Annotated in this window: 13 protein-coding genes; 3 read left to right on the top strand and 10 right to left on the bottom strand. The window is 66.8% G+C overall.

Translation table 11 applies throughout. The features are described from left to right. Positions 1 to 16 precede the first annotated feature (16 nt). Together DFR24_RS13530 and yghU are read left to right on the top strand one after the other, a co-directional pair. Positions 17 to 508 (top strand): low molecular weight protein-tyrosine-phosphatase, encoded by a 492-nt coding sequence (locus tag DFR24_RS13530; RefSeq protein ID WP_133881931.1) that lies wholly within the window; start codon positions 17 to 19, stop codon positions 506 to 508. Between the two features lie 282 nt (positions 509 to 790). Beyond that, the gene (yghU, locus tag DFR24_RS13535; RefSeq protein ID WP_133881932.1) at positions 791 to 1,669 is read left to right on the top strand and encodes a glutathione-dependent disulfide-bond oxidoreductase; all 879 of its coding nucleotides are present in this window, start codon (positions 791 to 793) and stop codon (positions 1,667 to 1,669) included. Positions 1,670 to 1,748: 79 nt separating this feature from the next. Here yghU and DFR24_RS13540 read toward each other — a convergent pair whose 3' ends face one another. The 10 genes from DFR24_RS13540 to prpB form a co-directional block, all read right to left on the bottom strand. After that, positions 1,749 to 2,693: a DMT family transporter gene (locus DFR24_RS13540; RefSeq protein WP_133881933.1), complete on the bottom strand. Its 945-nt coding sequence runs from the start codon at positions 2,691 to 2,693 to the stop codon at positions 1,749 to 1,751. 28 nt (positions 2,694 to 2,721) lie between these two features. Then, complete coding sequence (gene prpF / locus DFR24_RS13545; protein WP_133881934.1) at positions 2,722 to 3,915, bottom strand: 2-methylaconitate cis-trans isomerase PrpF; 1,194 nt, start codon at positions 3,913 to 3,915, stop codon at positions 2,722 to 2,724. Positions 3,916 to 4,000: 85 nt separating this feature from the next. Next, a complete protein-coding gene (locus DFR24_RS13550; protein WP_133881935.1) occupies positions 4,001 to 4,591 on the bottom strand; it encodes a hypothetical protein in 591 nt (196 codons plus the stop codon). 3 nt (positions 4,592 to 4,594) lie between these two features. Continuing rightward, a complete protein-coding gene (locus tag DFR24_RS13555) occupies positions 4,595 to 5,485 on the bottom strand; it encodes a hypothetical protein (RefSeq protein WP_133881936.1) in 891 nt (296 codons plus the stop codon). A gap of 13 nt (positions 5,486 to 5,498) precedes the next feature. Then, positions 5,499 to 6,284 (bottom strand): ankyrin repeat domain-containing protein, encoded by a 786-nt coding sequence (locus tag DFR24_RS13560; protein ID WP_162851205.1) that lies wholly within the window; start codon positions 6,282 to 6,284, stop codon positions 5,499 to 5,501. Between the two features lie 177 nt (positions 6,285 to 6,461). Continuing rightward, complete coding sequence (locus DFR24_RS13565) at positions 6,462 to 6,911, bottom strand: SRPBCC family protein (protein ID WP_133881938.1); 450 nt, start codon at positions 6,909 to 6,911, stop codon at positions 6,462 to 6,464. A gap of 19 nt (positions 6,912 to 6,930) precedes the next feature. Then, entirely contained in the window at positions 6,931 to 7,338 is a 408-nt protein-coding gene (locus DFR24_RS13570; protein ID WP_133881939.1) for a rhodanese-like domain-containing protein, read from the bottom strand. A gap of 174 nt (positions 7,339 to 7,512) precedes the next feature. Further along, positions 7,513 to 10,110, bottom strand: coding sequence for a Fe/S-dependent 2-methylisocitrate dehydratase AcnD (gene acnD, locus DFR24_RS13575; protein ID WP_133881940.1), 2,598 nt, complete (start codon positions 10,108 to 10,110; stop codon positions 7,513 to 7,515). A 95-nt stretch (positions 10,111 to 10,205) separates the two neighbouring features. Beyond that, on the bottom strand, positions 10,206 to 11,363 hold the full coding sequence (gene prpC, locus DFR24_RS13580; protein ID WP_133881941.1) for a bifunctional 2-methylcitrate synthase/citrate synthase: 1,158 nt from the start codon (positions 11,361 to 11,363) through the stop codon (positions 10,206 to 10,208). Positions 11,364 to 11,439: 76 nt separating this feature from the next. After that, positions 11,440 to 12,324 (bottom strand): methylisocitrate lyase, encoded by an 885-nt coding sequence (gene prpB, locus DFR24_RS13585; RefSeq protein ID WP_133881942.1) that lies wholly within the window; start codon positions 12,322 to 12,324, stop codon positions 11,440 to 11,442. Between the two features lie 263 nt (positions 12,325 to 12,587). On the opposite strand from prpB, the gene prpR reads away from it, so the two are divergent. Further along, positions 12,588 to 14,234 (top strand): propionate catabolism operon regulatory protein PrpR, encoded by a 1,647-nt coding sequence (prpR, locus tag DFR24_RS13590; protein WP_133881943.1) that lies wholly within the window; start codon positions 12,588 to 12,590, stop codon positions 14,232 to 14,234. Positions 14,235 to 14,245 lie beyond the last annotated feature (11 nt).

The raw sequence follows: 14,245 nt of genomic DNA on the forward strand, positions 1-14,245 counted from the left end.
GCAGCCTTTCGATCCCATGCGCGACAACGACAAGCCCGCCGTGCTGTTCGTCTGCCTCGGGAACATCTGTCGCTCCCCGCTGGCCGAGGCCGCGTTCCGGCAGGCGCTCGCGCGCGCCGGTCTGGACATCGAGGTGGATTCCGCCGGCACCGGCGACTGGCATGCCGGACACGCGCCGGATCCTCGCGCCCAGGCCGTCGCCAAGCGCAACGGGGTGGACATCAGCCGCTATCGCGCACGCCAGGTGCGCGCCTCCGATTTCTCGCACTACAGCCACATGGTGGCGATGGACGACAAGAACCTCGCGGAGCTGACGGCGCTGCGCCCGGCCACCGCGCGCGCCGCGCTGAGCCTGTTGCTGGATCACGTGGACGGACGCGCCGGCGCAGCCGTGGCGGATCCCTATTACGGCGACGCGGCGGGCTTCGACATCACCTGGACGGACGTGAGCCTGGGCGCCGCCGCGCTGGTGCAGGAGCTTTTGCGCGAGGCGGCCGGACGCTCGTAGCCCGGGCGAAGCCCGGCGATGCTGGATTTCGGATGACAGGTAGGTGATTCGTGCCGCAGCCGGTAGGGTGCGCTGTGCGCACGCGGACGTTGTGTGCTGGCCCGCTGCGTGCGCGCGGCGCACCCTACGGCGCCGCCGTCAGCAGGATGATTCGGCAAGGAAACGACGTCGACCGCGTCCGGGCACTCGAGGGCGATCCCGCGGTCTTTGAAGTCTGTCCGCGGCCGGGTTACAACGCCCGCCTCCTCTTTTTCCTCCATCCATCAGACCGGAGTTCCGACGATGACCGATTCGAATACCTACGTGCCCCCGAAGGTCTGGACCTGGGACAAGGCCAGCGGCGGCCAGTTCGCCAACATCAACCGTCCCATCTCCGGCCCGACGCACGACAAGGAACTGCCCGTCGGCAAGCATCCGCTGCAGCTCTATTCGCTGGCCACGCCCAACGGCGTGAAGGTCACGATGATGCTCGAGGAGCTGCTCGCGCTCGGACACAAGGGCGCCGAGTACGACGCCTGGCTGATCAAGATCCAGGAAGGCGATCAGTTCTCCAGCGGCTACGTGAAGATCAACCCGAACTCGAAGATCCCGGTGATGGTGGATCACTCCACCAAGCCCTCTCCGACGCGCGTCTTCGAATCCGCGTCGATCCTGCTGTATCTCTCGGAGAAATTCGGCGGCGCCTTCGTGCCCAAGGATCACACCGGCCGCACCGAGGCGCTGAACTGGCTGTTCTGGCAGATGGGCAGCGCGCCCTATCTCGGCGGCGGCTTCGGCCACTTCTACGCGTACGCGCCGACCAAGATGGAGTACCCGATCAATCGTTTCGCGATGGAGGCCAAGCGCCAGCTCGACGTGCTCGACAAGCATCTCGCCGAGCACCAGTACCTGGCCGGCAAGGAGTACTCGATCGCCGACATGGCCGTCTGGCCGTGGTACGGCGTGCTCGCGTTCGGAAAGATCTACGACGCCGCGGAATTCCTCTCGGTGCACGAATACAAGAACGTACTGCGCTGGGCCCACGAGATCGAAGCCCGCCCCGGGACGAAGCGCGGAAAGATGGTCAACCGGAGCTGGGGCGAGCCGTCCGAGCAGCTGCACGAGCGCCACGATGCGAGCGACTTCGAGTTGCGCACGCAGGACAAGCTCGCGAAGTCCTAGCGCATTACCGTAGCCCGGACGCAGTCCGGGGCTACTGCTCGAACAAGAGAAACCCCGGACTTCGTCCGGGCAACGTCAGCTAGGAACCCCGCGGCTCCGGCGTTCGCGCCATCGCCCCCATCAGCGCACCGATCGACGTGAGCGCCACGCCGATCGCCGCAGCGGCGCTCAGGCTCTCTCCGAGGATGGGGATCGCCATCAGCGTCGCGGTGGCGGGGACCAGCGACGTCAGCACCGCGAGCTTCGAAGGCCCGATGAGTTCGGCGGCTTTCGCATAGGTCCACATCGCGACGCAGACGACGATCACACCCTGGAACACCGCCTGCAGCACGACCTGCTCCATCGGCGTCTGCAGCAGGTTCTTCGGCAACGCGAGCGCGTAGATCGGCAGGTAGAACATCGCGCTGAAGGCGACGACGCCCAAGGTGACGGTGAACGCGCGCACCTTCCAGAACTTGAGCAGGGTGCCGAACAGCGACCACAGCGCGCTCGCACAGACGAACATCAGATCACCGAACAGGACCGAACCGCTGCTCGCAGCCGATGCGGCACCGGTGAAGTTGGCGGCAAACATCGCAGCGACGCCTGCCGCGATCAGCGACAGGCCGAGCAGGCGCACACGCGCAGCCCGTTCGCCGAGCAGCACGAACGCGAAGATCGTCGTGAAGAACGGCATCGTCCCCGAGATCAGCACGGCGCCGTGGCTGGCCGGCGCGTGTACGAATCCTTCGTAGCAGACCAGGGGATACGCAACGCCCGCGAGCGCGGCGAACAGCGCGGACTGATACCAGCGCAGCTGGCGCAGCGCCGGATTCAGCAGGCGCGGCACCCACCACGGCGAGAGCACCAGCGCAGCCGTGCCGATGCGCAGCGCCGCCACGTCGAACGGCGTCAGCGTGCTCTTGCCGGCAATACGCGACACGACGACGAAGCCGGCCCAGATCAGGATCGTCACCGCGGCCAGCAGGTACCCGGTCTCGAGGCCCTTGCCGGACGCAGACGCCGAAGCCGGTTGCGGGCTCACGCGCAGCCCGCGGTGTGGCAGCCCGTCTTCAGAACGCGTCGCCCGGCACGCGAACGAAGCCTTCCATCAGCACGCGCGCGGAGCGCGACATGATGGCCTTCTTCACTTTCCACTCGCCGTTGACCTGCTCGGCCGCCGCGCCGACGCGCAGCGTGCCGGAGGGATGACCGAAGCGGACCGCTTCGCGCGCGCCGCCACCGGCAGCCAGATTCACCAAGGTGCCCGGGATCGCCGCCGCCGTGCCGATGGCGACCGCAGCCGTGCCCATCATCGCGTGGTGCAGCTTGCCCATCGACAGCGCGCGCACGTTGAGATCGACATCGCCGGCCTTGACCTGCTTGCCGCTCGACGACACGTAGTCCGTCGGCGGCGCGACGAACGCGACCTTCGGCGTGTGCTGGCGCTTGGCCGCCTCGGAGACATCCTTGATCAGGCCCATGCGCAGCGCGCCGTAGGCCCGGATCGTCTCGAACTTCGCCAGCGCCTCGGGCTTGGTGTTGATGGCTTCGCGCAGCTCGGTGCCGGTGTAGCCGATCTCGGCGGCGTTGATGAACACGGTGGGGATGCCGGCGTTGATCATCGTCGCCTTCAACGTGCCGATGCCCGGCACTTCGAGATCGTCGACGAGGTTGCCGGTGGGGAACATCGAACCGCCACCGTCGCCATCGCCCTCGTCCGCTGGATCGAGGAATTCGATCTGCACTTCGGCCGCGGGGAAGGTGACGCCGTCGAGTTCGAAGTCGCCGGTCTCCTGCACCTGTCCGTTGGTGATCGGCACGTGCGCGATGATCGTCTTGGCGATCTGCACCTGCCAGATGCGCACGACGCAGAAGCCGTTCTGCGGAACGCGCGCCGGATCGACGAGACCGTTGCTGATCGCGAACGAGCCCACCGCCGCCGTCAGGTTTCCGCAGTTGCCCGACCAGTCCACGAAGGCCTTGTCGATCGACACCTGGCCGAACATGTAGTCCACGTCGTGATCCGGCTTCGTGCTCTTGGCCAGGATCACGGTCTTGGACGTGGAAGATGTCGCGCCGCCCATGCCGTCGATCTGCGCGCCATACGGATCCGGGCTGCCGATCACGCGCAGCAGCAACTTGTCGCGCGCCTCGCCCGCCTTCTGGCAGCGCTCGGGCAGATCGCCGAGCTTGAAGAACACACCCTTGCTGGTGCCGCCGCGGATGTAGGTGGCGGGAATCTTGACTTGAGGAACGTGGGGCATGGGAGTCTCGGGAATCGGAAAATGTGCGGCGTGCGTCATTGTAATTGGGGATGCGGCGGCCAACCCCAAGCCGTGATGACGAGGTCTACGGCGAGTACGTCGATGGGAACGGGGCGTTCGGAAGCGGCCCCTCCGTGTCGGGCAGCAATGCGACGTTCGCCACTTCGAGCCGCACGATGCGGCGCTGGTGCGCCTCGCCGGCCACGTCTTCGACATAGGCGATGCGCATCAGCAACCCGTCCTGGATCTGCAGCGGCGGCGTCTGCGCGTTGGTGAACGCCGCTTCGTGCGCGCCGGGTGTCCAGATGAAGCTGACGCCGCCGACTTCCACGCGCTCCCAGTGGTTGAATCGGCGCAGCGTCTCGCCAGGCCCCCTCGACACTTCATCGCGCCACACCGCGTGCCCCGTCACCAGGCCCTGCGCCTGCAGCACGGAGCCTTCGGCGAGGTGCTTCGCCAGCCGCCAGCGATCCCAGGTGCCGACGCCGTAGGCGAACACCAGGACCACGCAGGTGAACACGGCCATCGCGATCGCGACGACCGAGCGCTCCTTTCGCTTGCGTGCCCGCAGGTAGAAGACCAGGCCCACCGCTGCCAGCGCAGCCGCGATGAAAAGATCGCCGCGCAGATCGAGCAGGCCGGGGCGCGAGACTTCGAAGATCGTCTGCCAGTTCATGCGCTACTCGGGCCCCAGCGCCGCGATGAAGGCGTCGCGTTCGGCCGACAGCGCCGTGCCCTCGCCTCCGCTGGTCGCCGACGCGGCGTAGAAGCCGGCCCAGTTCACCGCGCGGCGATGCGCCTCGCGAGCGCCTGCCGCGTCGCCGGCTTCGCGCAGCCGCAGCATGCGCAGGCGATACAGCTCCGCGATCTGGATCAGTCCACCAAGATGAGGAACCGCCGCGCGAATGGCGAGTTCCGCCTCTTCCAGATGGCCTGCCGCCTCGAGCGCCTGGGCCGCGCGCCACCAGGCGGGACTCTCGTCGCGAGCCTCGGGAGCCTGCTCGGTGTTGGCTTCCGGCTCCACGTACTCGTTGTACTGCACGACCGCCGAATCGCCCGCTTCCACGACCGGCCAGACCCGCACCGTCGGACCTTTCGGCGCTGCCAGCGCGAAGCTCGCCAGCGTCGCGCGCCAGACGGGTTCGATCGCGGAGGCCAGCGATGCCGGCGCACTGAGCGTGACGTTGATCAGGCGGCCGCCGTCCTCGGCAAAGACGTAGCGCACCGTCATCGGGCCGAAATCGCTCGGCTGCTCGGCTTCGCCGACGATGGCGGGCAAGGCGCCGAGCCAGGCCTCGCCGAAGCTGCGCGGGCTCAGACCGTGCTGCTCGAGCAGGTAGCGCGCCCAATCGCTGAGCGTGCCCTCTTCGTATCCGGGTCGCGCGGCCGCGGTCCAGATCAGCATGGCATGCGGCGCGACCACCACCGCGAGCGGCACCAGGAAGGCGGGGTTGTCGAAATTCAGATCCTCTTCCGGCAGCGCGTGCCAGATCCAGTCCGACGGCAAGGGCACCGTGAACCCGATATCCGCGATACGCGGGGGCACCACCCTGTCCTGAAGATCGAACATGTCCCTCACCGGTTCATCGACTGAAGAAGCTGCGGCGCGGCGTGACCTTGTCGAGCCGTTCGAACGTGCTGCGATAGCGACCGCTCGACCAGCGCGTCTGCTCATGCCGGAAGCGGGCGAGGTCGAAAGGTCTCTGGCCGGCCGGGAACTCGAGCAGGTCCGCGTCGAAGGCCGCGACGTCGATCAGGTGCCGATTGGTGAATGCAGCGGTGCTTTGCAGCGCCGGATCCGCGCCGCTGGCGAGCAGCCAGTCGATGCGCTCGTCGGTGCCCTGCAGCGCCGCGTAGTGCAGCGGCGTGAAGCCGAAGCGATCGGTCACGTTGACGCCCAGGACCCGCAAGCGCGCATCCGTCAGCGACGAGGTGTGCAGCACGGTGCGCCCGTCGTCGTCGCGCACTTTCAGATCAGCGCCCGCCGCCAGCAGCAGCGGCAACGCGGTGGCGCTGCTGAAATGCAGCGGCGTCTTTCCTCCGATCCTGCGCGTCCCGACGTTGGCGCCTGCCGCGATCAGGGCCTTCACGCAGTCCGTGCAGTCGGTCGTCGCCGCGAAGTGCAGCGGCGTGAATCCGCGATCGTTGGCGGCGTTCGGATCGGCGCCCGCTGCGAGCACCGCTGCGACCGCGCCCGCACGATTCCTCCAGGCGAGCGGCGAACACGCAAGGTGCAGAACGGTGTTTCCTTCGGCATCGCGCGGCGTCTGTCGTCCATCGGCTCGCAGCAGCGCGACCAGTTCCGCAGGGTCGTCTTTCGCTATCGCCTGCTTGTAGTCCTCGATGTCCGCTGCGTTCGACTCAGGCATCGGCCACCCCACGCAAAATCCTATGACGATCAGCCCGATCCGGGCCGCCCCCTGCATTGCGCCTCTTCCTTGCCGCCACGATCGCCGCCGGATCACATTTTCCGCAACGTCCGGAAGTGCGATGGCCGCCAAGGCAGGCGCTCAGTTCGTCGACTGTGCAGGAGGGTTGGGCATGGCTCAGCCCTCGTCCGGGAGGTTCGGCTCGACCACGTTGGCGAGCAGTGACAGCGACTCCTGCCAGCCCAGGTAACAGAACTCGGTCGGGATCACGTCGGGAATGCCGTCCTGCACGATGTTCAGCTCGGTGCCGCAGAGAACGGCCTTCAGCTCGATGGTGACTTCCATCGTGCCGGGCAGGTTCTGGTCGTCGAAGCGATCGTTGTAGCGGATGCGCTCGCCCGGCTTCAGTTCCAGGTAGGTACCGCCGAAGCTGTGGCTCTTGCCGCTGCCGAAATTGGTGAACGACATCCGGTGGACGCCGCCGACGCGCACGTCGTTCTCGTGAACCGTCCCTGTGAAGCCGTGCGGCGGCAGCCATTTGCATCGTGCCGCCGAGTCGAGAAACGCTCGATAGACGCGCTCGGGCGGCGCTTTCAAAACGCGATGGAAACGAACAGTGCCGGGCATGAGGCTCTCCAGTTCCGGATCAGGTCTTGTGCTTGGGTTGATACGGGACGATGTCGCCGCCGCCCTGCTTCCAGGCGCCGTAACCGCCGGCGACATGGCAGACCTTGGGCAGCCCCATGTCCTGCAAGGTGGCCGTCGACAGCGCGGACCGCAGACCGCCGGCGCAATACAGCACGAAGGTCTTGTCCTCGCCGAAGATCGGCTTGTAGTAGGGGCTCTCCGGATCCACCCAGAACTCGAGCATGCCGCGCGGCGCGTGGAAGGCGCCGGGGATCATGCCGTCGCGTTCGAGTTCACGCGGATCGCGGATGTCCACGAAGACCACGTCGGGCTGGCCGAGCTGGGCTTTGGCCTCGTCGAGGCTAAGCGTCCGGATCCGCTCGTTGGCGGCGGCGACGAGTTGCTTGATGCCGATTTTCAGGGCCATGCTGCAAGTCCTCGCAACCGCTTCGCAGGTGTCAGAACGCGGGCTCGACACCCGCGGTGACACGCCACCGTAACCCGGACGAAGTCCGGGGTTTTTCCGAGCAACTCCTACCGCCCCGGACTTCGTCCGGGCTACGCGCTTCGGCTTCGATGCTCGCCGTCAACAACCGCGACCTCAGGCCGCCTTCGTCGAAGCCAGGAAATCCATCGCGAAGCGCTGCAGCACGCCGCCCGCCTGGTAGACCAACACTTCCTCGTCCGAATCCAGACGGCAGGTCATCGGCACTTCGAGCTTCTCGCCGTTGCGGCGCGTGACCACCAGCGTCAGCGTCGTGCGCGGCGCGAGCTTGCCGGTAACGTCGTAGGTCTCGGTGCCGTCGATGCCCAACGTCAGGCGCGTCGTGCCCGGCTTGAACTCCAGCGGCAGCACGCCCATGCCGATCAGGTTCGTGCGGTGGATGCGCTCGAAGCCTTCGGCCGCGATGACTTCCACGCCGGCCAGGCGCACGCCCTTGGCGGCCCAGTCACGCGACGAGCCCTGACCGTAGTCGGCGCCCGCCACGATGATCAGCGGCTGCTTGCGCTCCATGTAGGTTTCGATGGCTTCCCACATGCGCACGACCTTGCCTTCCGGCTCGATGCGCGCGAGCGATCCCTTCTTCACCTTGCCGTCGACCACCGCCATCTCGTTGACGAGCTGCGGATTGGCGAACGTGGCGCGCTGCGCCGTCAGGTGATCGCCGCGGTGCGTAGCGTAGGAATTGAAGTCCTCTTCCGGCACGCCCATCTTGTGCAGGTACTCGCCGGCCGCGCTGTCCATCATGATCGCGTTGGACGGCGACAGATGATCGGTCGTGATGTTGTCCGGCAGCACCGCGAGCGGACGCAGGCCCTTCAACGTGCGCTCGCCGGCCAGCGCGCCTTCCCAGTACGGCGGGCGGCGGATGTAGGTGCTCATCTTGCGCCAGTCATACAGCGGGCTGATCTTCAGGCCGTCGTCCGCTTCCTTGCGGAACATCGGCTCGTACACGGCGCGGAACTGCGTGGGGTTGACGCTCTTGGCGACCACCGCGTCGATCTCGGCGTCCGTCGGCCAGATGTCCTTCAACGTGACGGGCTTGCCGTCCTTGTCCGTGCCCAGCACGTCCTTCTCGATGTCGAAACGCACCGTGCCGGCAATGGCGTAAGCCACGACCAGCGGCGGCGAGGCGAGGAAGGCCTGCTTCGCGTACGGATGGATACGGCCATCGAAATTGCGATTGCCGGAGAGCACCGCCGTGGCATACAGATCGCGGTCGATGATTTCCTTCTGGATCACCGGATCGAGCGCGCCACTCATGCCGTTGCACGTGGTGCACGCGAACGCGACGATGCCGAAGCCGAGCTGCTCGAGTTCGGTCAGCAGCTTGGCTTCATTCAGATAGCTTTCGACCACTTTCGAGCCCGGCGCGAGCGAGGACTTCACCCAGGGCTTGCGCGTCAGGCCGCGCGCATTCGCGTTGCGTGCGAGCAGGCCGGCGGCGATGACGTTGCGCGGGTTGCTGGTGTTCGTGCAGCTCGTGATGGCCGCGATGATCACCGCGCCGTCCGGCATCTTGCCGTCGGCCGGCTGTTCCCACGCGGCGGCGATGCCGCGCTCGGCCAGCGCCGACGTCGGCAGGCGCTTGTGCGGGTTCGAAGGGCCGGCCATGTTGCGCACGACCGTCGACAGATCGAACGTCAGCGTGCGCTCGTACTCGGCGGTCTTGAGTGCATCGGCCCACAGTCCGGCTTCCTTCGCGTAGGTCTCGACGAGCTTGACCTGCTCGTCGTCGCGACCGGTGAGCTTCAGATACTCGATGGTGTTCTTGTCGATGAAGAACATCGCCGCCGTGGCGCCGTACTCCGGCGCCATGTTGGAGATCGTCGCGCGATCGCCCAGCGTCAGCGCCGCTGCACCTTCGCCACGGAATTCCAGGTAGTGACCGACGACCTTCTCCTTGCGCAGGAATTCGGTCAGTGCGAGCACGACGTCGGTCGCCGTGATGCCTTCCTTCGGCTTGCCGCTGAGTTCCACGCCGGTGATGTCGGGCAGGCGCATCCACGACGCGCGACCGAGCATGACGTTCTCGGCTTCGAGGCCACCGACACCGATGGCGATGACGCCGAGCGCGTCGACGTGCGGCGTGTGGCTGTCCGTTCCGACGCAGGTATCGGGGAACGCGACGCCGTCCTGCTTGTAGATCACCGGGCTCATTCGCTCCAGGTTGATCTGATGCATGATCCCGTTGCCCGGCGGGATGACCTCCATGTTCTTGAAGGCCTTCTTGGTCCAGTCGATGAAGTGGAAGCGGTCGTCGTTGCGACGATCTTCCACCGCGCGGTTCTTGGCGAACGCGTCCTTCTCGAAACCGCCGTACTCCACCGCGAGCGAGTGATCGACGATCAGCTGAACCGGCACCACCGGATTCACCTTGGCCGGATCGCCGCCCATGTCGGCGATGGCGTCACGCAATCCCGCGAGGTCGACCAGCGCGGTCTGCCCGAGGATGTCGTGGCACACCACGCGCACCGGGAACCACGGGAAATCGAGGTCGCGCTTGCGCTCGATGAGCTGGCCCAGATAGGCGTTGACCTTCTCGGGTTCGCCCTTGCGCACGAGATTCTCGGCGTGAACGCGGGCGGTGTACGACAGCTTCGCCCAGGCGCCGGGCTTGATCGCCTCGACGGCTTCGCGCGCGTCGAAGTAGTCGAGTTTCGTGCCGGGAAGATTCTTGCGATGTGCGGTGTTCATGGAAGGAACTCTGAGACTCAGGCTGGCGGTTCGAGCTTGCTCTGATGCGTGACGCCGGGGTCGCCGCTGACGCGACGACCCCGTGACGCTCCTGCTTACTTGCGGTCCTTGATCGGGACGAACTTCTGGTCCTCGGGGCCGACGTAGTTCGCGCTCGGGCGAATGATCTTGCCGTCGATGCGCTGCTCGATGATGTGCGCACTCCAGCCCGACGTACGCGCGATGACGAACAGCGGCGTGAACATGTCGGTGGGCACGCCCATCATGTGGTAGCTCACCGCGCTGAACCAGTCGAGGTTCGGGAACATCTTCTTGATATCCCACATCACCGTCTCGAGACGCTCGGCGATGTCGTACATCTTCATGTTCTTCTCTTCGGCCGACAGGTCCTTGGCGACCTGCTTGATCACCTTGTTGCGCGGATCGCTGACCGTGTAGACCGGGTGGCCGAAGCCGATGACGACTTCCTTCTTCTCGACGCGGGCCTTGATGTCGGCTTCGGCTTCGTCCGGATTGTCGTAGCGCTTCTGGATCTCGAAGGCGACTTCGTTGGCGCCGCCGTGCTTGGGTCCGCGCAGCGCACCGATGCCGCCGCAGATCGCCGAGTACATGTCGGAGCCGGTGCCGGCGACGACGCGCGACGTGAACGTCGAGGCGTTGAACTCGTGCTCCGCATACAGCACCAGCGAGGTGTGCATCGCCTTGACCCAGGACTCGCGCGGCTTCTCCTGGTGCAGCAGGTGCAGGAAGTGGCCGCCGATCGAATCGTCGTCGGTCTCGACGTCGATGATGTTGCCGTTGTAGGCGAAGTGGTACCAGTACAGCAGCATCGAACCCAGGCAGGCCATCAGCTTGTCGGCGATGTCACGCGCGCCCGGATGGTTGTGGTCGTCCTTCTCCGGCTTGACGCAACCCAGCACCGAGACGCCGGTGCGCATCACGTCCATCGGATGCGCCGACGGCGGAAGCTGTTCGAGCGCCGTCTTCACGGCGGCGGGCAGGCCGCGCAGCGCCTTGAGCTTGGCCTTGTAGGCGGACAGCTCGGCGGTGGTCGGCAGCTTGCCGTGCACCAGCAGATGCGCGATCTCCTCGAACTCGCAGGTGGTGGCGACGTCGAGGATGTCGTAGCCGCGGTAGTGCAGGTCGTTGCCGCTGCGGCCGACGGTGCACAGCGCGGTGTTGCCGGCGGCGGTGCCGGACAGTGCGACGGACTTCTTCGGCTTGAAGCCGGGGGCGGGCGTTGCTTCGCTCATGTTCTCTCCTGGTCCTGGAATCGTCTTGGGGTCAGTCGGTCGTAAGGGGGACTTACGGCGTGTTGGGAAGCGGTGATTACTTCTTCTTCGCGGCGAAGAGCGCGTCGAGCTTGCCCTCGAACGCGTGGTAACCGATGCGGTCGTACAGCTCCACGCGCGTCTGCATCAGATCGATCACGTCCTTCTGATGACCCTTCGTGCGGATGGAAGTGTAGACGGCCTCCGCGGCCTTGTTGGCGGCGCGGAACGCGCTCAGCGGATAGAGCTGGATGGCCACACCCACGGAAGCCAGCTCGTCGCGCGTGAACAGCGGCGTCGCACCGAACTCGGTGATGTTGGCGAGCACCGGCACCTTCACCGAATCGACGAAGCGCTTGTACGTCGGCAGGTCGTAGGCGGCCTCCGCGAAGATGGCGTCGGCGCCGGCTTCCACGCAGGCGATCGAGCGTTCGATGGCGGCGTCCACGCCCTCGGCCTGGATGGCGTCGGTGCGCGCGATCAGGAAGAACTTCTCGTCGGTGCGCGCATCGGCGGCCGCTTTCACGCGATCCACCATCTCGTCCTTGCCGACGATCTCCTTGCCCGGACGATGACCGCAGCGCTTGGCGCCGACCTGGTCCTCGATGTGGCAGGCAGCGGCGCCGGCCTTGATCAGCGACTTGATCGTGCGCTCGATGTTGAACGCGCTCGGACCGAAGCCGGTGTCGATGTCGACCAGCAGCGGCAGGTCGCAGACATCCGAGATGCGGCGCGTGTCCGTGAGCACGTCGTCCATCGTGTTGATGCCCAGGTCCGGCAGGCCCAGCGAGCCGGCGGCGACGCCGCCGCCCGACAGGTAGATCGCGCGAAAGCCCGCCCGCTTGGCGAGCAGGGCATGGTTGGCGTTGATCGCCCCGATGACCTGCAGCGGCTTTTCCTCGGCGAGGGCGGTGCGGAAACGCGCGCCAGCGGATGCGCTCATCTGGATTCTCCTGTGTGGGGCCGACAGGCCCGCGAGTGAAAAAATGAAACTGTCGCGGCCTATTGCTCAAGCAACGTGCCAAGGGCGGGGATCATAACCGCCGGTCCTTCGCGCGGAACTTGGGGCACCTCCGCTACGCCGCTGTTACGGCGGCGTTTGCGGACCCATTCCTGGCTACGACGGGCGGACGTCGGCACCGGATCGCGAGAGCAACGGCGTTTCTCTATGTTCCATAGTGTCCCGCTCATGTTTCATAATGGTTCATGAAACGTCGCAACGACAGCTACGTGGCCGACGACTCCGGCGGCTCCGCCCACAGGCCGGTGATCTGGACCGTCAGCGTGTCGAGGCTGTCCCGGCTGCTGCAGGACGTCACCCCCGAGTTCGACACACGCGCCCGGATCGAGAACATCCACCTGGGTTTCGACGAGGCCGTCACGACCTTGCGCGGCCGGATGCAGCGCGAGCGCTGCGACGTCCTGATCGCCGCCGGCTCCAACGGCGCCTACCTGAAGAATCGCCTCGACAAGCCGGTGGTGCTGGTCCGGCCCGACGGCTTCGACCTGATGCTGGCGCTGGCCCAGGCCCACCGCATCTCGCCGAACATCGGCGTGCTGACGCACCAGACCGAAGTGCCCGCGTTCGACGACTTCCAGAAGAGCTTCGGCCTGGACATCGCGCAGCGCGCGTTCGAGACCGCCGAGGACGCGCGCACGCAGGTGCGCGAACTCGTCGCGCTGGGCTGCACGGCCATCGTCGGCACCGGCCTTGCCGCCGACCTTGCGGAACAAGCCGGCGTCGCCGGCATCCTGCTGTACTCGGCCGACACGATCCGGCAGGCCTTCGAGAGCGCGCTGGAAATCGCGCGCGCCGTCGGCAGCGCCGAGACGCAGGCGCCGAGCCTGCGCGCCGGGCGCGGCAGCGGTGGTGGCCGCTATGCACTGTCCGACCTGATCGGCGACAGCGCGGTCATGCGCGCGCTGCGCCACGACATCGTCAACTTCGCCACCTCGGATCGCACGGTGCTGATCAGCGGCGACACCGGCACCGGCAAGGAACTGGTCGCGCAGTCGCTGCACGCCGGCAGTCCGCGTCGCAAGGGCGCGTTCGTGGCCGTGAACTGCGGCGCCATCGCCGAGTCGCTGCTCGAGTCCGAACTGTTCGGCTACGAGGAAGGCGCGTTCACCGGCTCGCGCCGCGGCGGCCGCACCGGCCTGATGGAAACCGCGCACGGCGGCACGCTGTTCCTCGACGAGATCGGCGAGATGCCGCTGGCGCTGCAGACCCGGCTGCTGCGCGCGCTCGAGGAACGCGAGGTCCTGCGCGTCGGCGCGTCACGCGCAGTGCCCATCGACATCCGCGTCATCGCCGCCACGCACGGCAATCTGGATGCGATGGCCGCCGCCGGCCGCTTTCGCCGCGATCTCTACTACCGGCTCAACGTGCTGCGCCTGCAGGTACCGAAGCTGATCGAGCGCGGCGCGGACATCGTGCAGCTCGCGCGGCATTTCCTCGAAGCCTCGCTCGGCGAGGCCGCACCGGAGTGGACCGAAGCGGCGCTCGACGTGCTGCGCGCACACGCCTGGCCCGGCAACGTGCGCGAGCTGCGCAATCTGGTCGATCGCGTCGCGGTCTTCTGTGAAGGGAGTACGGCTCCGATCGACGTGGCGCTGCTGCGGCGTTGCGCGCCCGAGTTGCTTGGCGGGTCGCATCACTCCGAAGACGCGCGCCTGACGCCGTCGCCCGAAGCAGAGCCGAAAACCTCGGCCGCCCGGCGTCGCAGCAGCGGCCCGCGTCCGGACCTGCGCCGCGTCATGGAGCGCGCCGGCGGTGATCGACAGGTCGCTGCGCGGATCCTCGGCGTATCGCGCACCACGTTGTGGCGCTGGCTGCGCGACGCGAAGCTCTAGTGGGCGTCGGA

Source organism: Panacagrimonas perspica (assembly GCF_004364935.1).
In the GTDB taxonomy this organism is placed as follows: domain Bacteria; phylum Pseudomonadota; class Gammaproteobacteria; order Nevskiales; family Nevskiaceae; genus Panacagrimonas; species Panacagrimonas perspica.

Excerpts from the sequence above, each read along its gene's own strand:
- DFR24_RS13530 (WP_133881931.1), top strand. The coding sequence starts at position 17 with ATGCGCGACAACGACAAGCCCGCCGTGCTGTTCGTCTGCCTCGGGAAC.
- yghU (WP_133881932.1), top strand. The coding sequence starts at position 791 with ATGACCGATTCGAATACCTACGTGCCCCCGAAGGTCTGGACCTGGGAC.
- prpF (WP_133881934.1), bottom strand. The coding sequence starts at position 3,915 with ATGCCCCACGTTCCTCAAGTCAAGATTCCCGCCACCTACATCCGCGGC.
- DFR24_RS13550 (WP_133881935.1), bottom strand. The coding sequence starts at position 4,591 with ATGAACTGGCAGACGATCTTCGAAGTCTCGCGCCCCGGCCTGCTCGAT.
- DFR24_RS13555 (WP_133881936.1), bottom strand. The coding sequence starts at position 5,485 with ATGTTCGATCTTCAGGACAGGGTGGTGCCCCCGCGTATCGCGGATATC.
- DFR24_RS13560 (WP_162851205.1), bottom strand. The coding sequence starts at position 6,284 with ATGCCTGAGTCGAACGCAGCGGACATCGAGGACTACAAGCAGGCGATA.
- DFR24_RS13565 (WP_133881938.1), bottom strand. The coding sequence starts at position 6,911 with ATGCCCGGCACTGTTCGTTTCCATCGCGTTTTGAAAGCGCCGCCCGAG.
- DFR24_RS13570 (WP_133881939.1), bottom strand. The coding sequence starts at position 7,338 with ATGGCCCTGAAAATCGGCATCAAGCAACTCGTCGCCGCCGCCAACGAG.
- acnD (WP_133881940.1), bottom strand. The coding sequence starts at position 10,110 with ATGAACACCGCACATCGCAAGAATCTTCCCGGCACGAAACTCGACTAC.
- prpC (WP_133881941.1), bottom strand. The coding sequence starts at position 11,363 with ATGAGCGAAGCAACGCCCGCCCCCGGCTTCAAGCCGAAGAAGTCCGTC.
- prpB (WP_133881942.1), bottom strand. The coding sequence starts at position 12,324 with ATGAGCGCATCCGCTGGCGCGCGTTTCCGCACCGCCCTCGCCGAGGAA.
- prpR (WP_133881943.1), top strand. The coding sequence starts at position 12,588 with ATGAAACGTCGCAACGACAGCTACGTGGCCGACGACTCCGGCGGCTCC.